19 protein-coding genes are annotated in these 20,222 nt (G+C 49.7%); 13 read left to right on the plus strand and 6 right to left on the minus strand.

Features of this window, described 5'->3' with window-relative positions; all coding sequences use genetic code 11:
- Positions 1-11 precede the first annotated feature (11 nt).
- The 8 genes from B152_RS21895 to B152_RS0100465 all read left to right on the plus strand — a co-directional run bounded on the left by B152_RS21895 (position 12) and on the right by B152_RS0100465 (position 8,979).
- The gene (locus tag B152_RS21895) at positions 12-1,220 is read left to right on the plus strand and encodes a glycosyltransferase family 4 protein (RefSeq protein WP_020590392.1); all 1,209 of its coding nucleotides are present in this window, start codon (positions 12-14) and stop codon (positions 1,218-1,220) included.
- Entirely contained in the window at positions 1,217-2,383 is a 1,167-nt protein-coding gene (locus B152_RS0100435) for a glycosyltransferase family protein (RefSeq protein ID WP_020590393.1), read from the plus strand. The genes B152_RS21895 and B152_RS0100435 overlap by 4 nt, the downstream gene beginning before the upstream one ends.
- 16 nt (positions 2,384-2,399) lie before the next feature.
- Positions 2,400-3,053 carry a histidine phosphatase family protein gene (locus B152_RS21900; protein ID WP_020590394.1) on the plus strand — a complete coding sequence of 218 codons (654 nt, stop codon included), beginning with the start codon at positions 2,400-2,402 and terminating at the stop codon, positions 3,051-3,053.
- A complete protein-coding gene (locus tag B152_RS0100445) occupies positions 3,050-4,210 on the plus strand; it encodes a glycosyltransferase family protein (protein ID WP_020590395.1) in 1,161 nt (386 codons plus the stop codon). The genes B152_RS21900 and B152_RS0100445 overlap by 4 nt, the downstream gene beginning before the upstream one ends.
- Before the next feature lie 19 nt (positions 4,211-4,229).
- Complete coding sequence (locus B152_RS0100450) at positions 4,230-4,835, plus strand: PH domain-containing protein (protein ID WP_020590396.1); 606 nt, start codon at positions 4,230-4,232, stop codon at positions 4,833-4,835.
- A 66-nt stretch (positions 4,836-4,901) separates the two neighbouring features.
- Positions 4,902-6,815: an ABC transporter ATP-binding protein gene (locus B152_RS0100455; protein ID WP_020590397.1), complete on the plus strand. Its 1,914-nt coding sequence runs from the start codon at positions 4,902-4,904 to the stop codon at positions 6,813-6,815.
- Complete coding sequence (locus B152_RS0100460; RefSeq protein ID WP_020590398.1) at positions 6,815-7,813, plus strand: ABC transporter permease; 999 nt, start codon at positions 6,815-6,817, stop codon at positions 7,811-7,813. The genes B152_RS0100455 and B152_RS0100460 overlap by 1 nt, the downstream gene beginning before the upstream one ends.
- Positions 7,810-8,979, plus strand: a complete 1,170-nt coding sequence (locus B152_RS0100465; protein ID WP_020590399.1) for an ABC transporter permease — start codon at positions 7,810-7,812, stop codon at positions 8,977-8,979. The genes B152_RS0100460 and B152_RS0100465 overlap by 4 nt, the downstream gene beginning before the upstream one ends.
- A 20-nt stretch (positions 8,980-8,999) precedes the next feature.
- Here the strand turns inward: B152_RS0100465 and B152_RS0100470 are convergent, their stop codons facing one another.
- The 4 genes from B152_RS0100470 to B152_RS24810 form a co-directional block, all read right to left on the minus strand.
- Entirely contained in the window at positions 9,000-10,322 is a 1,323-nt protein-coding gene (locus tag B152_RS0100470; RefSeq protein WP_020590400.1) for an adenylate/guanylate cyclase domain-containing protein, read from the minus strand.
- Positions 10,323-10,478: 156 nt separating this feature from the next.
- Complete coding sequence (locus tag B152_RS0100475) at positions 10,479-11,318, minus strand: MBL fold metallo-hydrolase (protein WP_033405408.1); 840 nt, start codon at positions 11,316-11,318, stop codon at positions 10,479-10,481.
- Between the two features lie 91 nt (positions 11,319-11,409).
- Positions 11,410-12,105 carry a response regulator transcription factor gene (locus B152_RS0100480; protein WP_020590402.1) on the minus strand — a complete coding sequence of 232 codons (696 nt, stop codon included), beginning with the start codon at positions 12,103-12,105 and terminating at the stop codon, positions 11,410-11,412.
- A gap of 148 nt (positions 12,106-12,253) precedes the next feature.
- Entirely contained in the window at positions 12,254-13,069 is an 816-nt protein-coding gene (locus B152_RS24810) for an alpha/beta hydrolase (RefSeq protein ID WP_157230759.1), read from the minus strand.
- 383 nt (positions 13,070-13,452) lie between these two features.
- Here B152_RS24810 and ribA point away from each other — a divergent pair, with 383 nt between their 5' ends.
- From ribA to B152_RS0100510, 4 genes are all read left to right on the plus strand, one after another.
- On the plus strand, positions 13,453-14,586 hold the full coding sequence (gene ribA, locus B152_RS0100495; RefSeq protein WP_020590404.1) for a GTP cyclohydrolase II: 1,134 nt from the start codon (positions 13,453-13,455) through the stop codon (positions 14,584-14,586).
- A 322-nt stretch (positions 14,587-14,908) separates the two neighbouring features.
- Positions 14,909-15,979: a hypothetical protein gene (locus B152_RS24815; protein WP_020590405.1), complete on the plus strand. Its 1,071-nt coding sequence runs from the start codon at positions 14,909-14,911 to the stop codon at positions 15,977-15,979.
- A 117-nt stretch (positions 15,980-16,096) separates the two neighbouring features.
- Positions 16,097-16,645, plus strand: coding sequence for a L,D-transpeptidase family protein (locus B152_RS0100505; protein ID WP_020590406.1), 549 nt, complete (start codon positions 16,097-16,099; stop codon positions 16,643-16,645).
- A 4-nt stretch (positions 16,646-16,649) separates the two neighbouring features.
- A complete protein-coding gene (locus tag B152_RS0100510; RefSeq protein ID WP_020590407.1) occupies positions 16,650-17,237 on the plus strand; it encodes a hypothetical protein in 588 nt (195 codons plus the stop codon).
- 70 nt (positions 17,238-17,307) lie between these two features.
- Here the strand turns inward: B152_RS0100510 and B152_RS0100515 are convergent, their stop codons facing one another.
- Positions 17,308-17,985: a YggS family pyridoxal phosphate-dependent enzyme gene (locus B152_RS0100515; protein WP_020590408.1), complete on the minus strand. Its 678-nt coding sequence runs from the start codon at positions 17,983-17,985 to the stop codon at positions 17,308-17,310.
- A 42-nt stretch (positions 17,986-18,027) separates the two neighbouring features.
- Positions 18,028-18,843, minus strand: coding sequence for a sulfotransferase domain-containing protein (locus B152_RS0100520; RefSeq protein ID WP_026261148.1), 816 nt, complete (start codon positions 18,841-18,843; stop codon positions 18,028-18,030).
- Between the two features lie 309 nt (positions 18,844-19,152).
- Between B152_RS0100520 and B152_RS0100525 the strand changes: the two genes are divergently transcribed.
- Positions 19,153-20,205: a porin gene (locus B152_RS0100525; protein WP_020590410.1), complete on the plus strand. Its 1,053-nt coding sequence runs from the start codon at positions 19,153-19,155 to the stop codon at positions 20,203-20,205.
- The last annotated feature ends 17 nt before the right edge of the window (positions 20,206-20,222 follow it).

Consider the following 20,222-nt stretch of genomic DNA (forward strand, 5'->3'; position numbering starts at 1 on the left):
GAACCACCGGGATGAGGGTTGCTTTCTACGCTCCATTAAAATCGCCCCGGCACCCCACCCCATCCGGTGATCGCCATATCGCCCGACTATTGATCAAAGCTCTTGAATCCCGGGGATGTGCCGTCGAGATTGCCTCTCACCTGCGCAGTCGGGATGGTCAGGGGAATTCTGAACGGCAACAGCGCTTGCAACAGATCGGCGACAAGCTCGCTCAAAGATATATCCGCAAGATTCTGGCCCGACCCGCAGGACAAAGACCAGAACTCTGGCTGACCTATCATCTCTATTACAAGGCAGCAGACTGGATCGGCCCAAAAGTCTGCAAAGCCCTGAATATCCCCTATGTGGTTGTTGAAGCCTCTGTCGCCAACAAACGGGCAGGTGGGCCATGGGATCTGGGACATCGTGCCGTTTTATCCGCCCTTTCCCAGGCAGAATGTGTCATCAGTCTTAACCCCCACGACACCCATTGTTTGCCGCAGTCGGTCAGAAGCTGGAACTTGCCCCCCTTTATCGAGACCAACCAGATCAGCGCCGCTTTGGTAAATAGGACGGTCTGTCGCCAGGACTTGATAAAAAAGTATGCCCTGGATCCCAACAAACAGTGGCTGCTAGCTATCGCCATGATGCGGCAGGGGGACAAGCTGGCGTCCTATCAGGTACTTGCGAAAGCTCTGCGCGGGTTACCTGATCTCTCATGGCAGCTGCTGGTGATAGGAGATGGCAAGGCCCGTGAACAGGTACAGGCCGCCTTTAACTGGGCAGCAGGACAGAAAGTTATCTTTGCGGGTGAATTGACCGGGGAACAGCTGGCCCGGGTGATTCCCGGCTGTGACATCTATGTCTGGCCGGCAGTCAACGAGGCTTTCGGCCTGTCCCTGCTTGAAGCCCAGGCCGGTGGACTTCCCGTGATCGCAGGCAATACCGGTGGAGTCCCGGCTGTTGTTGCCAATGGTGAAACCGGTATTCTAACCGCACCGGGTGATCCTGTCGCCTTTGCTGCAGCGCTCAGATGCCTGATGACAGCCCCGGTTCGTCGTCGCGCCATGGGGCAGGCTGCCGCTGAAAAAGTTGAAGGAATGCATAGCCTTGCCATAGCCGGAGAACGGCTTGAAGCGATCCTGAAAACCTGTCAGAAAGGCTATATCCAGCCTGGCTTGCCCTTGTTTGATTTCAGCCAGGAACAAAAGAGCGGGACAGGAAACATCAAAGAATCATGAGCGACAGTAAACGCATTGATATCCTGTTTTATGTCCAGCATCTGCTTGGAATCGGACACCAGCGTCGCGCGGCAACGCTCACCCGGGCCATGGAACGCGCGGGTTTGTCCGTCGCCTTTGTCTCTGGTGGCATGGAAGTGCCCGGGCTGGACACCGGAACAGCCGACTTTTACCAGCTTGATCCGGTCAAGGCTGATGGCATTTATTTCACCGAGCTCCGGGACCAGCATGGCAAGGCCATTACAGCCGACTTCAAGAAACACCGCAGTGAACAGCTTCTTGGCATACTTAACAAAACCCGCCCCCGGCTGATTCTTCTGGAAATGTTTCCCTTTGGCCGACGCCAGATGCGCTTTGAGCTTGTTCCCCTGCTCAAAGCCGCTGCCGCGATGGCCGAACAGCCAAAAATTGTATCCTCGGTTCGCGATATACTGGTCAAGGCCCCAAAACCAGAACGTATCGCCGAGATGTTTGACTGGGTTAATCAATATTTTGACCAGGTTATTATTCACGGCGATCCCGGCCTGATCCCTTTTGACAGAACCTTTGCGCCCGCCAGAACCATTGCCGACAAGCTTCACTACAGCGGCTATGTGGTCGACGAGCAGGTTGACGGTCCACCGCACCCTGTTGATGGCAAAGACGAGGTCCTTGTCTCTACCGGTGGCGGAGCAGTCAGTGAACGTCTGCTTGATGCCGCCCTTGCCGCAAGAGCATTAAGTCCTCTGAAAAACAAGGTCTGGCGTCTGTTGGTCGGACACAGCCTGCCTGAAGAAAAGTTCGCTCGTTATGCTGCACAGGCAGAAGACAAACTGGTCGTCCAGCGCTCCCGGCCGGATTTCACCTCCCTGCTGCCCAACTGCGCCCTTTCCATCAGCCAGGGCGGCTACAACACGGTTATGGAAGTGCTTCGTGCCGGCTGCCCCCGGGTTATCGTGCCCTATTCAGGGGGGCTGGAGACCGAACAGACACTCCGGGCGCAGCTTCTGTCGGAAAAAAATGCTCTTACCGCTGTTGATGAAGATACCCTGACCGGAGAAATCCTTGCCGCGGCCATGGAACAGACTCTCGGACAAAAACAGTTATCACCTTCACAGCTGAATACGACTGGAGCAGAAAATACGGTGACGCTGCTGAAAACCCTGCTTGAGGAAACACCATAATGCTGACCTTCGTCGCATGAGTGAAATTCTGATTCTGCGCCATGGACCAACAATCTGGAACAGCGAGAAACGCCTGCAGGGACACTCTGATATTGCGCTTTCTCCTCCTGGCAGAGATCTTGTCTCCAGCTGGCAACTGCCCGATGACTGGCTCACTGTTGAATGGCTGGTCAGCCCGCTCAAACGTGCCCGGGAAACAGCACAACTTCTTGGTCAAGAAAACATAATCACTGAACCCCTGTTGATTGAAATGTCCTGGGGAGACTGGGAAGGCAAGCGCTTGCCTGATCTCAGAGCAGATCCCGATAGTCAGATTTCAGAACAGGAACAAAGGGGGCTCGACTTGCAGCCCCCGGGCGGTGAAAGTCCGCGACAGGTCCAGGACCGCCTCAGGCCTTTGTTACAAAGACTGGCCAAACAGAATGCCCCTCATGTCTGTGTGGCACATAAGGGGGTATTGCGGGCGCTTTATGCCTTGGCCAGCGGCTGGAACATGATCGATAAACCCGAGATAAAACTTCGGGATAACTGCGCACATCTGTTTCACTTAACCGAAAATGGCACCCCCCGCATTGTTACCCTGAATCTCTCTTTGCTGGACCCTGACCAGACTTTCCCCTCCCCGGATACACGAGCTCCCCTCCCCAGCGAGAAGGCTGAGCTTTCATGAGCTGTGATATTTTCCTTTATGTTCAGCATCTGCTGGGTATTGGGCACCTTCAAAGAGCCTCTGTTCTCGCTCGAGATTTTCATCAGGCAGGCCTGGCAGTTACTTTTGTTTCCGGCGGCCGCCCCGTACCGCACCTGAACGTGACCGGCGCCAGATTAATTCAGCTCCCCGCCCTTCACGCCGCAGATAACAGCTTCAAGATTCTGCAAGATGAATCAGGTCACCCGGTTGACGAAAAATGGAAAAGCGCACGGTCTGAAATATTATTGAGGGCCTTCCGCGCGGCAAAACCCAGAGTACTACTGCTGGAAATGTTTCCTTTTGGCCGGCGTCAGATGCGTTTTGAACTTGATCCCCTTATCGCTCTGGCCCGGGAAATGTCAGTTCCGATCGTTACATCCGTCCGGGATATCCTGACCACCCACAAGACCCCCGGGAAAAGCGAATGGATAATCGAGCGTGTCAAAGCCGATATTGACCACGTCCTGGTTCATGGTGACCCCCGGTTTATTCCTCTCGAGGACAGCTTCCCCCTGGCAAGCCAGATCAGGGATAAAATTGTCTACACCGGTTATGTACTTGATTTTTCTTATTTCAGTTCGCCAAAAGGCAAAAAAAATCCGGATAACAACACCCAGCGAAGTGGTGTACTGGTTTCAGCAGGTGGTGGCGCTGTCGCCCTGCCGCTTGCTGAAGCTGTCCTCGCTGCAAAACCGCTCTGCAGTCTGAACGATGTTCCCTGGTTGTTGCTCCTGGGCGATAACCTGCCAGACAGCGATTTTCACGACTTGGTCAGCCGGGCGCCACAAGGATTGACGGTTGAAAGGAATCGTCCGGATTTCCCGACCCTTCTGGGTCAGGCACAGCTGTCAATCAGCCAGGCTGGCTATAACACCATTCTTGAAACCCTCGCCGCAGAAACCCCGGCAATTGTCGTTCCTTTTTCTGCTGAGGGGCAAAGTGAACAGACCGCGCGTTCCGAATTACTCGCAGCTCGCGGAGCCTTGCAAATTTTGATGGAACAGGATTTGACACCCTCTGCTTTGGCCTCCGCTATTGACCACAGTCTTACCGGCACCAGACAGAATGTCGCTCTGGATATGAAAGGCGCAGAAAAGTCCACTTCCTTCATCAAACAACTGATCCAGAAACACTGATCCAGAAACAAGGTTGATTATGGAAACCGTTTTCCCGCAAACTCTTCGCTATCCTCTTTTTGATATTATCTGGGATTACCTGAAAACCCTTACGGGGGTGCTGATCGGTTTAACAGGTTTGTTTTATGGAGCTGAAAATCTGTTTTCCCAAATCCTCTTCGGCAGCATTTTTCTGCTGTTTGGATTTTACGGGATACAGAATTACAAACAGCAGATCACCAGAATCCTGCTTGATCAGGAAGGAGTGGAAATACGCGCTTTCTCTCGCCAGAAACTGCGCTGGGATGACATTGAGGAAATTGACCTGCGCTATTACGGGCGCCCTTCAAAAAAGGGAGAGGAAAGTTCCGGGACAAACCGGGAAAAGCATCAAAGCTCATCCCAGAAAGAAAAAGGGGTCATCCGCCTTGTTTTAAAAGGGAAAAAGGGAAAAATTTCCTGCGATTCAGGGCTCTGTGGATTTCGCTATCTGGTTTGGTGCTCTACACAGATCATGAAACATCACAAACCCCTGCTTGACCCCCACACCGTTGGTAATATGCTAGATATGGGATTTGATCCAGAGGGACATAGCCCAAAACCGGACTCACTTGAGTCCGGATTTTTAAAACCCGGGCAGAAATAAAACAAAGCCAGCAACATATAAAGCTCGGGGATACGGGGAACGAACAGTGGGGCCAGAGTTTAAACCGTGAGTGATTTGCTTAAGATCAAGAACCTTCGGGTTTCCTTCAGGCTGCCCGAAGGTGAGCTGAATGCTGTCAGGGGAGTGTCCTTTCGCATCCCCAAGGGAAAAACCGTCGCACTGGTTGGTGAATCTGGTTCCGGCAAATCCGTTGTCAGCCAGGCCATCATGGGAATTCTTCCCCGTGCAGCGCGGATCTCGGACGGCGAAATCCTTTTTGCCGATCCGCAGACTCCCGGCACGATCATCGACCTGGCCAAACTTGATCCTGACAGTGCCCGGATGCGACAAATCCGCGGGGGCCGGATCTCCATGGTTTTCCAGGAACCCATGACCTCACTTTCCCCGGTTCATACCGTTGGCAACCAGATCTGTGAAGCGCTTGAACTTCACCGCGATGTCAACAAAGCGGAGGGAATGGCACTTACCACTGACATTCTGAAACTGGTTGGCTTTCCCAACCCCGAACGCGCGGCTAAAACTTTTCCCTTTGAGCTTTCCGGTGGTCTGCGTCAGCGGGCTGTTATCGCCATGGCTCTCGTCTGTCACCCCGTTCTCCTGATCGCGGATGAACCAACCACAGCCCTGGATGTCACGATACAGGCGCAGATCCTGAAACTGATCAAGGACCTGCAGCTTGAGCTTGAAATGTCTGTCCTGATGATCACCCACGATCTGGGTGTCGTTGCCAATATGGCCGATGAAGTTGTCGTGATGTACCACGGCGAGATCATGGAAAGCGGTACCGCAGACGATATCTTCCGAAACCCGAAACATCCCTATCTCAAAGCCTTGCTCGAAGCTGTCCCCCGGTTTGATATGAAACCAGGGGAGCGACTGAAGCCCATCCGCGAGATTAAACATCATCCAGACAACCCGATTCTCATGGCAAAGCGGGATCGGCGGGTTATTTGCGATGACGATCCACCGCTGCTTGAAGTGAAAAACATCAGCAAGGCTTTTTCGATTAAAAAGGGAGGCATGTTTTCCCGGACCACGGAAGAAAAGGTCCTCGCAGTTGATGACATCAGTTTTTTTGTCCGTCGCGGCGAATGTCTGGGGTTGGTCGGGGAAAGTGGTTGTGGCAAAACAACCCTGTCAAAAATTATCATGCGCGCCCTGAAACCAGATACTGGATCGATCACCTTCAGGGAACAGGACAACAGTCTTACTGATGTTTTAGCGCTCGAAAAAAATGCGCTCTTCAAGTTCCGGGAACGGGTCCAGTTTATGTTTCAGGATCCTTACAGCTCGCTCAATCCCCGGATGACCGTGCAGGAACTTATCGGAGAGCCTCTCTTTATCCACGGCATGACAGACAAGGCCCAGCGCCGGGACATGGTGGAAAAATTGATGGATGTCGTCGGCCTGGCTCCGATGCACATCAACAGATATCCTCATTCCTTCTCTGGCGGGCAACGACAGAGAATTGGTATTGCGCGCGCATTGGCCCTGCAACCCGATCTGTTGATCTGTGACGAACCGGTTTCTGCTCTGGATGTTTCGATTCAGGCCCAGGTCCTCAACCTGCTCAAGGATCTAAAGGAAGCTCTGGGTCTGACCTACATCTTTATCAGCCATAACCTGGCTGTGATCGATTACGTGGCCGACCGGATCATGGTCATGTGCCAGGGCAGGCTGGTTGAAACAGCCCCCAAGCACCTGCTGTTCAAAAATCCAGTTCATCCCTATACCCGCGCCCTGCTGTCTGCTGTACCAGAGCCCGATCTTGATCATCCACTGGACCTGCGCGACCTGATGGAAGGCAAAGCTTCCAACCCAGCAGACTGGCCTGAACCCTATACCGAGAGTCACAGTAACCAAATGGAAATGATCCATCTCGGCCAGGGCCATTATGTCAGGGCATTCAAAGGGGCTGAAAGCCTGCTGCAATCTCACAGAGAAACGGAGATGGTGTAATGCTCGGTTATATCATCAATCGCCTGCTGGCGATGATTCCGACCCTGCTCGTGATCTCCGTGATTATCTTTACCCTGATCCAGCTTCCACCTGGGGATTTCCTGGAAACCCAGATAGCTGAAATGCAGGCTCAGGGAGAGAATGTCGATCAGGCAAAAATCGAATACCTGCGTCAGGAATACGGCCTGGATAAACCAGCATACCTGCAGTACTTGAGTTGGGTTGCCGGATTATTACAAGGCGATCTGGGGTACTCTTTCGAGCATGAATTGCCCGTTACCGAAGTTATTGGAGACCGGATAACGCTGACCATTATCCTCGCCTTTGCTGCAACTCTCTTTACCTATGTCATGTCCTTTCCCATAGGGATCTATACCGCAGTAAAACAGTACTCTCTTGGCGACTATGTATTCAGTTTTGTCGGCTTTATCGGCCTCGCCACCCCAAACTTTCTCCTGGCTTTGATTCTGCTCTACTTCGCCAACGTCTGGTTCGGCACCTCCATCGGGGGATTAATGGATCCCCAGTACATCGGCCAGCCCTGGAGTCTGGACAAGTTCCTCTCTGTACTGGAACATCTCTGGGTACCGGTTGTGGTTATTGGAACTTCAGGGACAGCCGGAATGATCCGCCGACTTCGGGCCAACATGCTGGATGAACTCCAGAAACAATATGTTATTACAGCCAAAGCCAAAGGGCTTTCCCCTTTGAAAATCCTGATCAAATATCCCCTCAGACTGGCAATCAATCCCTTTATTGCTGATATCGGCTCCATCCTGCCTGATCTGTTATCCGGTTCTGTTCTTGTTGCCGTTGTGATGGGCCTGGAGACAACGGGGCCCATGCTGGTCAACGCCCTGCTCTCTCAGGATATGTATCTGGCTGGATCTTTTCTGATCATAGAATCCAGTCTGGTCGTTCTTGGTGTATTCCTGTCTGATCTGATACTTGCAGCAATTGATCCGAGGATCAGGCTTGGAGGAGGAGCTGTAAAATGACCAGTAACCCAAAAAACAACCTGGAGCATTTTGTAAGCTCTGCTGCTTTTGATCCTCAGACCATCAGCAAGCTCACCCCTCAGCAAGAGCGCTATTACACTGCATCGCAGTGGCAGATAATGTGGTGGAAATTCCGCAAACACAAATTGGCGCTCTATTCCGGCATCATCCTGCTCTGCATGTATATTGTGGCTCTTCTGGCTGAGCTGGTTGCCCCTTATAGCCTGCATAACAGAGAAATTGACCACATCTATGCCCCGCCACAGGTTGTTCATCTGTTCCATGAAGGCGATTTTGTCGGGCCGTTTGTTTATGGTTTTGATTACAAACTCAATATGGATAATCTGAAGCGGGAGTACACACCCAATCCGGCTAAAATCCAGAAATTACAGTTCTTTTGCCAGAGCAAGCAGGATTATGAATTCTGGGGTCTGATTCAGGGAAATTTCCATTTTATTTGTCCAGATGAAGGCGGCACCTTGTTTCTCTGGGGCACAGACCGCCTGGGCCGTGATGTATTCAGCCGGATTATTTACGGATCCAGAATTTCCCTGACCATTGGTTTGATCGGTGTCACGATTTCCTTTGTACTGGGAACTTTTTTTGGCGGCCTGGCAGGTTATTTTGGCGGAATGGTAGACAATCTTGTTTTGCGTGCTGTGGAGATCCTCAAATCCTTCCCCAGTCTGCCGCTCTTCATGACACTTTCTGCTCTTTTGCCAGTAACCTGGAGTCCACTTGGCGTTTTCTTTGGTATCTCGATCATTCAGGGATTTCTTGACTGGCCCGGTCTGGCACGTGCGGTTCGTTCAAAGCTCCTCAGCCTCCGCGAAGAGGACTTCACTACTGCTGCACAGCTGATGGGAGCCTCTCATGCTCGCGTAATCGGTCGCCACCTCCTGCCCTCGTTCAGCAGCCACCTGATTGCCTCGGCCACACTCGCAGTTCCGATGATGATCCTCGGCGAAACCAGCCTTTCCTTCCTTGGATTGGGGCTGCGCGCACCGATTACCTCCTGGGGTGTTCTGCTAAACGAAGCCCAGAACATTAACTCGGTCGTTCTCTATCCCTGGCTGTTACTCCCAGTTCAACCCGTGATACTGGTCGTACTTTGTTATAATTTTCTTGGGGATGGCCTCCGCGACGCTGCGGACCCGTACAAATAAAGACTTTCAGGGCAAGAGTTCTAATCAGCCAACACAACGAGAGACAGGTTTTGCGAAAGGCCTTCAACCTCGTTGTGGCTGAGCTGCCGTCGTTCCAGAGGTGGTTGATACCCCTGCGACAAAGCCCGGTCAAAGGCCCCTTGATCTGCCAGTGCCCTGACACCGATTTCCTTGTTGTGCTTCTCAAGCTTCGCAGAAATATTTACCGCATCACCAATCACGGTATATTCCAGTCGTGTATCATCCCCGACTGCGCCAAAAAGAACCGTGCCAACGGCAACAGAGCCATTGACCAGGGGAACGCCCTTTGCCCCGGATTTACGCCACTGCAGAGTCGCCTGCATCACCTCATCCATCGCTCTCATAGCATCGGCTGCATAGGTTTCTGAAGCTTCAGAGGCGCCAAAGGTCGCCATGATGCCGTCTCCCATAAACTTGTCGATACTGCCGCCATGTTTTTGAATAATCGGCACACAAAGCTGCTGGTATTCCGCCAGTGTACTCATAACAACCTCGGGAGATTCTTTCCCGGCAAGGCGGGTAAAGCCCCGCATATCCAGATTCATGATTGCAGCCTCACGGCGCTCGGCACTTCCAACCACAATCTTGTCAGCCGAGTGGGTAATCCGGGCAGCTACTTCGGGAGAAAAAAACCGCGAAAGCTCTGCTGCAGCCTGTTTTTCCGCAACAGAGTTTATCAGCAGACGCCGGGCTCTCGTCAAAGCCAGGGCAAGGATAAAGGTGACAATCAGGATCGAGATAATCTTGTCGAATTCTGCTCCCAGCAAAATAGAGTTCGACGTCATGTAGTGAACGTAATCCCGCGTGATCATCGAATCCATTGAATCAATCATGGTGACATAGAGGATCATAATCCCCCAGCCAGCTGCCGCCAGCAGCCCTGCAATTATTACAAATTTCGCTTCAAATCGTAACGCCCGTATCGCAATAAAAATAAACACATAAAGCAGAGTTGGGGCCTTGAGATAAAAGCTGGGAGGCTGAGCATACTGGATGTGGAAACTCCAGATCAGCACCATCAATAAAGTCATGTCAAAAAAGGCAGAAACAGCCAGCGACCAGTCTGGCAGGTGATACTTGTAAGCCCAGACGATACGGATAAGAGTCAAGCCAAGATAAATACCCAGAGCCCAGGGCACCGGCGCAAAGGTAACATCCGCATTGAAAGTCTTCGGAGAAACCAGATAAAGGCTGCCAAAAATTGATACGACTGCCAGCTGAATCCAGCCAATCAGCCGTTCGGTCTGATCTTCCTGTTCATGGATTGCCGTCAGGACACGTTCTGGCAAAGCGTCTTCATTGACAGGAGCTAACCACTTCATCGATCCGGAACCTCTCACAACATTACCTGTTCTTCAGCTAGAGGTTTTGCCAGCTCAAGTCTACACTTCTGATACCAAAACAACTGTCAGTTTTCCGTGATCAGAATTTGAACAGAATGAAACAACCAGCCCGCCAAAGCAGTGTTGAATTTATTGTTAAAGATTAAGGATCAGGCCCTCACTGGCAAATACAGTACCCGGACGAACCGATTCAGCTTTCTCTGCTTGCGCATCCAGAAAAGAATCATCATGGCAAGGATCATGATGGAAAGCGACCAACTGCTTCACTCCAGCCAGCTCACATAAACGAACACCTTCCTGCCAGGTAGAGTGTCCCCAGTCCTTGAAGCGGGGGAATTCCTCATCGGTGTAGCTGCTGTCGTAAATCATACAGTCCGCTCCGGAAACCAATTCCAGGATCTGGCGATCTGGTCGACCCGGAACATGTTCGGTATCGGTGACATAACACAACGAGCGACCATCATAATCCAGACGATATGCCGTGGCACCATTCGGATGGTTCAAGGGAGCTGTTCTGATTTTTAATCCGGGATACGGTTCTAGTATTTCCCCCGCATGGAAATCGTGAAACGTCACATTTGCCGAAAAAATCTTGGGCGGGACAGGAAATAACGGCTCTGCCATATAGCGACAGAGAATTTCATGAAGATTGCTGCCCTGATCCAGAAGATGTCCAGCCCATAGACGCACTTTGTTGTTTGGAAAAAAATTCGGACCAAAAAACGGCATCCCCATAATATGGTCATGATGTGTATGGGAAAAGAACACGTCAATCTGCTGACGATCTCCGCCGCAACAGATATTATGACCCAGTGAACGAATGCCAGTACCTGCATCAAAGATAAAGTGCCGATCCCCGCAAGTCACCTCAACGCAGGAGGTATTTCCTCCATAGCGGCTATGACTGCTCTCGGGACAGGGTATAGAGCCTCTGACACCCCAAAATCGCACTGAAAAATTGTTCTTTTCACTCAAGCCGTGTCATCTCCTGCTCCACAACTTTCTTCCCAAGATCACCCGATCTAAAGCATCTGGTTGTTCCAGACGGTCTTGAAACAGGTAAAATTTAGGGAACCAACCGATAGCCACCTGTTTCGGTTACTAATAACTGAGCATTCGATGGATCAATTTCAATCTTTTGCCGCAATCTATAGACATGAGTCTCAAGCGTATGCGTGGTTACGCCAGCGTTATAGCCCCAAACCTCATTCAAAAGTGTATCTCTGCCAACAACTTGAGATCCTTTCCGATAGAGGAATTTGAGAATAGAGGTTTCCTTTTCAGTAAGGCGGATTTTTTTCTGACTTTCGCCCTCGATCAGGATCTTGCCGCTTGGTTGAAAGGTATAAGGCCCGATGGTAAAGACAGCATCCTCGCTCTGTTCATGTTGGCGAAGCTGTGCCCGCAGGCGGGCCAGAAGAACACCCAGGCGAAAAGGCTTGGTAATATAGTCGTTGGCTCCGGCATCCAGTCCAAGGATCGTATCCGCATCGGATTCAGCCGCTGTCAGCATGATGATGGGACTTTTCACTGCAGCGCGGCGCATAAGACGGCAAACTTCTCGGCCATCCATGTCTGGCAACCCCACATCCAGCAAGATGGCATCATAGTAGTCATCCTTGGCCTTCTGAAGGCCCTCCATACCATTTACGGCCTCTGTCGTCTCAAACTCTTCATGGAGACGCAGCTGCTCGCTTAGTGATGAACGCAGTGCATCATCATCATCTACAAGCAGAATTTTACGACCTGTTGCTGCTGTCATCCCATGGGCCCCTTGGTTGTTCTTCTGGACATCATTCCCAAAACCGTAGCTTTTGCAGCTTTGCACTTTTCGCAGCGTCTTCTCTTTTAGATAACATTCGATATGTCCTCATTCAAGACAAGCTGCCACAAGTCTTGAGGAAGTAAAATTATAACTGCGTGAACAAGCCTTGAAACCTGGGTGAAGACAGTTCCTTGAGCAAATCAAGAATGGTAAAATGATTATAGCCCTCGGCCTGCTGAAACACACCACTGTTACCCATAGTAACCCAGGCTGTAGCCAGTTCTTGCTGCTGAAGTTTGAACTCTTCGGGCTCCCCCTCTCCTACAAAACAAAACAAGGGTGTAGGATTAGCCCGAAGTTGCCGAAGCGGGCTGCAGCTATCAACCACTTCTGCCGTAATACCGAGAATATCCCGATGCAGACAAAGCCGCGCAGCTTCCAGATCATAAAGACCGGATAATGACAACACAGCTTTAAAGGGTGTCGCGGAATACCCCAGAGTGCCCCAGTCATGCAACAGGGCCATCAACGCCAGGTGCCCGCCCGCAGAATGTCCCGATAACAACAGCCTGCCGGGATCAATTTGCCATTTTTCTGCATGATCGAGAAAACGGGTCAGAGCCTTGCGTACCTGTGACACAATCACATCAACTGTCACCGCTGGTGCCAGGTCATAATCAATTGAAATAAAGGCAATTCCCTGATTCAGGCATGCTTCAGCCAAAAAAGAAAAATCTTCTTTCTCAAAAGACTTCCAGTAGCCTCCGTGAATGAAAACTACTGCAGGAAAGCCTTTGGTCGGCTGTTGCCCTCGAGGCAGATAAAGATCAAGAGACTGACGCTCGCTGGCACCATAGCGGAATGTAATTGCTGGAGGGTTTTGACGAATATACTCCCTTCCCCTTGCGATCCACCCTTCTGTATAGACTGCACTGCCAGGGGTGTAATTTCGTAAATCCATCTGAAAATCCAGACCTGCCTGATCCAGATGACGGTATATTATTCTTGAAGTTTCAGGTTCAGACTGCGGATTTTTCAACAAATATCTAATCTTTCAAGGCTTTTCAAATTGTCAGCAAGACAGGATAAGCTGGTACTGGAGAGTGCTAGATTATAATAAACATCTATAGCCGAAAAGCAGTCTGATATCGTCGCAGAATCCGTGTCTTGCTTCGCAATTTCACTCTTTCCTACCCAAAGGCTTTGCTATAAGGACCAGAAAGTATTTAGATATCTGACCAGTTCTGACTGGAATATTTATGAGCAATTACCTAAATACAGCAAGCGATATCCGGACAGGTATCCGCAAACCCGAATAAACGAGTCCGACAAGAAAGTAAGGCAGTGCCAGCGTTAGAAACCAATGCCGCAAGGATATTACCCGCAGTTGAGCGTGCAATTGCAGAATTGCGGCGGGGAGCAGCTGTTATTATCCAGCGCGGAGAAGGCCATGCAGCACTGATACAAGCATCAGAGACCGCTTCACCGCAGGCTCTGGGCAATCTGCGGCTCATCGGCAATGCTGAACCCTGTTTGCTTTTGACGGCCAGACGTGCTGCGGCAATCGGCATCAAAGAAGCAGCACCTCTTATTGATACGACCGAAGTTATTGCTTTTGCTCTGGATGACATGTCGCCGGATGCTGTGAGTTATCTGGCAGACCCGGTCCACGATCCTCTGGGCATCAATCTGCGCCATGACAACTTCCTCACAACAGATGTACCCGAAGTCCTTGCCAGAAATGCTGTGGCTCTGGCCAAGCTTTCCAGTCTTCTGCCAGCAGCACTTTTTGTGAATCTGCCTGACAACAGCTGTGACCAAATCGCAAAAGAGCACAATCTTCTCATGGTTTCTGCCGAAGATATTGCCAGCTATCGCAGTACTGCAGCCTATAGCCTGAAAAAAGTTGCCTCGGCACGGATCCCGCTTGAAGTTGCAGAAAAAACCACCGTTGTTGCCTTCCGCCCCCGCGAAGGAGGCGTCGAACACCTCGCTCTTATCATCGGCGATCCTGAAGCTGGAAAACCCGCACTGGTCCGCCTGCATTCAGAATGTTTTACCGGCGATTTACTGGGCAGTTTGCGCTGTGACTGTGGAGATCAGCTGCGCGGCGCGATCAAACTCATGGACGAAACGGGAGGAGGTATCCTCCTGTACCTTTCACAAGAAGGCCGCGGCATCGGCCTGATGAACAAGCTGCGCGCCTACGAACTGCAAGACAGAGGTGCAGATACCTCGGATGCCAATGAACTGGTCGGATTTGATCCTGACGAACGGATCTATACGCCTGCAGCAGAAATGTTACGCCAGCTCGGGTTTAACGAGGTCAGACTTCTGACCAACAACCCGGAAAAGGTAACAGCCCTGGTCGAAAGTGGAATAGAAGTTGTCGAGACAGTGCCTCACCACTTCCCTTCAAACGGTCATAACGATTTTTATCTGAAAACCAAAGCTCTGCGCTTTGGTCACACTCTGTAGAAACTCACAATCACATTGGGTCAGTCCTATTTGACCTCAAAATTTGACCCAGAAATTTGACCAAAAATTTGATGAGTAAAATCGATCAGTCAACGTCCCTGTTAGGCAGAGAATTGATAGGCAGAGAATTTCTCTCTGAATAGAAACTCCGGCAATTATTGCCTCTGTTTCGTAATGACAGATTATAAAACTCAAATCAGATCAAGTCTAACCAATTGAAATAAATCACATTTAATCATTTCGTCTTCAATTCACGTTCTGGCCTGAATATTGCGTAGATGACAACAAGACAGTTTGTTGTGTTCGCGAAAGTGCCAATACCATGATGGATCAGCTCTACGCCCAGCAAGGGACAAAATCAGTTCGGGAAATCCCGGCTGCTGCGCAAGCTGTTACCACATCAACGAACAGAAAGCCTCTTCCTGACAAATTCACACAAAATCCAGCTTCCGATCATAACTTCGCAACCCAGCTCTCTGCTTTCAGTTCCCCCCAGGAAGATGCCTTGCTCCCGCTCAATGAGCCCCAAGCTATCGAAGATGTTACAGAAGAAAAACCCGAGTTCGGGTTTCTAGATTTCCTGGATATCATAAACCCGCTACAACATATTCCTGTGATTTCAAGCATATACCGCGAAATTACAGGCGACGAAATTCAGGCTCCTGCCCGTATATTTGGTGGCATGATGTATGGCGGCCCTCTGGGATTTGTCTCGGCCATTGCCAATGTCATGACGGAAGAGACAACAGGCAAAGATATCGGAGAAAACATTATAGCCTCTCTGATCGGTGACGAGACAGAAACACCTTCTTCCCAGGTCGCATCTGCCGATGCAGCATCCTTTACCTCAAATAACCCACTTGCAGAAACCAAACTCACAGGTTCTGAAGCCCTGATTTTCACTCAGCTGGCTGCAGTTGTTCCCCCTGCCCCCACGCCCTTGCCCAACGGCGCGTCAAGCATTTCCGGAAACACTAACAACGGCGAAAAATTGGAAGGAAAAGCAGCATTATCAGCAATTTTCCACGATCTAAAGGGACATTCGAGTTCAACTGAAACAAGTGATTCTGCCGCACCGCAAATTGCTCTCAACACGGCTCCACCCCTTCAGAATTCAGCTGGAAAACCCGGTAAATGGTTTTCTTTGACCTCTGGTAATGTTGCTATTGCTCCACAAATTCAGCCTTATTCAGGCAAGACAGCAGACACAGGGTCGAAACCAGTCGTCCCGGCCACACCAGAAACAATAGATACAGCGGCACCTCAATTCCTGCCACAACCGAAAAAGCCTACAGTTAACGAAACCGCCCAGATCAGTACTGCAGCACAGTCCGATATAGCCCAGTCTATCCTGCAGGGGCTGGATAAATATCAGGAAATGAAATCCCAATAGGTACTCTGCAAAGATACCCTCTTGAAATCCTGCTCGACAAGTTCACCTGGATCTGTATCTTTCCGCCATATTCCTCGGAATAATTCTGGACGATAACCAGGTTCTTAAAGAGTAAAAATGGACATCACTGTAAAACAGACTGCCAAGTCGTGGTCTCTTCATTGCGGCAACCGTTCCTGGCCTTGTGCTATTGGCAAAAACGGCACTGTTCATCCCGACCAAAAAGTTGAGGGTGATGGAAAAACACCTGTCGGAAGCTGGAAAGTCAGATCTCTGCTCTTTCGTGCCGATCGTATCACCCAGGAAGAACGCAGCAGTTTTATTGATAATCTCGTCTGTTCCCCCTTAAGTCAGCGAGATGGCTGGTGTGACGATCCACAAGACGCCTATTATAACAAACCCGTCATTATCCCTTACGATGCTGGTCATGAATTGCTCTGGCGGGACCAGGAAAACGTTTATGATCTCATCATCATTCTTGGATATAATGATGATCCCGTGGTAAAGGGCAAAGGTTCAGCTATCTTTTTGCATATAGCAAAACCGGGTCTTACCCTGACCGAAGGCTGTATTGCGCTTGCCCGCGACCATCTGCTTGAGCTATTGCCCCTGATCACTGACAATTCATCTCTTCGTGTTGTTATTGACAGGGTACAGCAGGATTAAAGGCATGATTATCCGATTAAATATCGCATTTGTTCTTTTATTGATGGTATCAGCCTGTAGTTCAGTTGCCGGCTTCACCCACATAAGAACCCCAGAATATGCCGCTTATATGCCCGGTGACGCCCTTCTTGCTGCCAATAATTCACCAATAAAAATCGTCGTGTTGCCCCAGACATCATCAGGGGGAGATACAGATCAGCAGGTAGCGGCCTCTGCTGCCGCAATCGTCGCGGGACTCGAGCAATATGGTCCGCGGTGGTTTGTTGCCCACTACAGTGCAGCACCCGATCTTGTCGCAAACGAGGGCTATGAGCTTCGCTGGGTACTCAACTCACCAGAAAACAAAAACGAAGACAGACTCTGTTATCCTGATTACGCCCGGGAAATAACTCTGGCAGAACAGCATACAGGCGTCGTTATTGCTGCTTTCTGCAGAGGAAATACCCGGCTTTCCAGTATTCGGGCCCGCATATGGGAAAGGCCTGACAGTGAAAAATTCAGGGAAACAGTTGGCCTGATGGGGCGTTACCTGATGCCTGTCCGCAACCCTGAAAGGATTGAAAATTGCCGTAACCTCGAAGACTGCCTTTAGGAGAAAGAAGAGCAGAGTATTGATAATCTCCGCTCAATTCTTAAACGGTCAGATACAAATTATCAGAAATTCAGGCCTGTTCCGAGTAATCCCGTTCGCCAAAGATTCCAGATCCTACCCGGACATCCGTCGCCCCGAAACGAATTGCCGTTTCAAAATCCCCAGTCATGCCCATGGACAACCGGGACAAACCATATTCTTCAGCCAGTTTGTAGAGAAAGGAAAAGTGCAAGGCAGCTTCTTCATCAACAGGGGGGATACACATCAATCCGATAACCGGCAGCTTTACAGTTCGGCAGTGATCCAGCAATGCCTTTAAATCAGCAGGCATTACCCCGGCTTTCTGACTCTCCTCACCTGTATTAACCTGGATATAACAGGGGATAAACCGATCCTGCTTTGACATTTCCTTGACCAGAGAATCCACAAGCTTGATCCGGTCTATTGTCTGAATCACATCAAAGAGGGCAACAGCCTCACTGCATTTATTGGTTTGCAGCGGGCCGATAAGGTGCAAGACAATATCAGGCTTCTCTACTTTCAAGGGCTTGAATTTGGCCAGCGCTTCCTGAACCCTGTTCTCTCCAAAAACCCTCTGTCCAGCCTCATAGGCCTCCAGCACCGCTTCGGCAGGGTTGGTCTTGCTCACAGCAACAAGAGTAACAGGCCCCTTATTCATAAGGGATGCTTCTTGAGCTGCTTTAACCTGTTTTCCAATATTATTCAGGTTTTCCTTGATAGACACCATTACCTGCTCACTGTTCCGATTTAATAATCATGCCGATTGCCCTTAGAGGTAACCGAATTTCTTCATCTGCGCTCCATGGTCTTTTTCAATCTGCTTGACCTGTTTATCTGTCAGAACTGATTGCCATTGACCTGATTTCCCGGCACGGAAAAATCGCTCACTATTTCTAGACTTCTCCGTAAAACCTTCTTCTTCTTCAATTTTTTGTAGAACTTTAAAAGACGAATGGGTAATCGCGCGCTGGATTCGTGCCTCATCCTTGGTAATACCAAGCTTGCGAGAAATAGCCCCGAAGGTTTCTTCCGGTTTCTCCAGCAAGTCTTCATACCGATAAACCATCAGCGTTTTATGGGGAATCTGCGTCCAGGATTTCACATGATTGGACCAGCTGTTATAGACTTCATATATAGCCCGATCAGATTTTGAAGTTTCTTTAGCCAGAATTTCTATTGACTCATCAATACTGACACCAAAGTGGTCAGCAGCAGAAATAGCAACATCCCTAGGGTCGCGAACAATGTAAATTGCTGCCCCGGTTGCGTTCATTGCAATCAATGGTTTGCCTAGATATTCCCCAAGACAATTATGTGTCTTCAAGATCAGTACGTTTTTACTTCTTCTGGAAAGCTCTATCTGAATTTCCACTCTTACATCTGCTATTTCCTGCTTTGACACCTGATCAAGAGGTTTTTTAAATGCTGGCCCATACCACATAGGATTAGCCTCGCCAGAACAAATTTCACTGACTTTATTCACAGGCAAGGGTTCTTTGGAATCCGCGATAAGATTGGCCAAAAATGTCCTCATCCAGGTGTTGCCTGATTTTGGGTAAGACGCTAACCACAAGATTCCGGGCATAAGGGATATAACTCCGCAAGGTTATTTTCGTATTTTATGGTAAAGTAGCCCGGCTGATTTATACGGGTTTCCGAACCAAATTCTGTTATAAAGCATTCTTATCAGTTTATCCTCTGTTGAGGCAACAGCTGAGCTTTCCGCAGAAATCCTGTATTTCACAATAAAATTGTTGCATAAGTGACACAGTGATACTCCAAAACAACAAACCTTGATCAAGAGCGCTTGAAATAGATAAAAAAAGGGTGTTATCTGGGCACACTAAATTTGAGGGGGGAATTCCTCTCCTTAGTTAATCTTTTGGAGATCGAAATGAAAAAAATTCTACTCGCTAGCTCTGCCATCGTTGCAGCTGCTGCAGTATCCGCTCCAGCTTTTGCTGAAGACGGCGCAATCAACTTCAATGTGTTCACACAGTTTCACGCTTCTTCTACAGATGCTGACAATGCTCCAACGAACAACGGCCATGATTTCAACACTAACTCTGAAATCAAGGTTTCTGCATCCAACACTGCAGACAATGGCCTGAAGTATGGTTTGGTTATCGAGCTGGAAACTGACCAGGGTGCAACTAACAACGTTGATGAAAACTACATCTGGCTCGAAAGCGAATTTGGTCGCGTTGAACTTGGTGACCAAGACGGTGCAGCAAACAACCTTTTCGTTGGCGGTGCTGACGTTGGCCTGACATATGGCATGATCGACAACCCTACCGGTTCTGCTGTTAATGGATCCGGCGCCGATACAGCTGCTGATGTCGCTGATACTTCAGATGCAACAAAAATCACCTACTACACACCATCTTTCAACGGCTTCAAAGCTGCTGTTTCTTATGCTCCTGATGGAGATCAGGGTAACAGCGTAACAACAGCTGCTGTTGACCAGGCCGCTTTTGAACAGTCAATTGAAGCTGGTTTGAACTACTCTGGTACATTCAATGACTTCACTCTTGATGTTGGTGCAGCTGGCGTTTGGGCTGATCACGGTGGAAACACAGCAAACTTGACACAGAACGATAGCCAGTTCTGGGGCGCAGGTGTTGGTTTCAATGTTGGTTATGCTGGCTTTAAAGTTGGTGCTGGTTACACTTACGAAGATGGCGACAAACTGTTTGATAACCAGAACTCTGTAGACGCTGGTATCAGCTACACAACTGGCCCATGGTTGTTCGCAGTTGCTGGTGTTTGGTCTGAAACAGAAGCCAACTCTGGTGGCACTGACGTAGAAAACCAGGCTATCTCTGCTGGTGTTCAGTACGAAGTTGCTCCTGGTCTTGCTGTATACGGTTCTGCGATCACTGGTGACTACGAAGGTGGTTCTGGCGATTTTACATCCGCACAGACTGGTGTTCTCGTAAGCTTCTAATTTTTAGAAACTCTACA

Source organism: Kiloniella laminariae DSM 19542, assembly GCF_000374005.1.
Lineage (GTDB): Bacteria > Pseudomonadota > Alphaproteobacteria > Kiloniellales > Kiloniellaceae > Kiloniella > Kiloniella laminariae.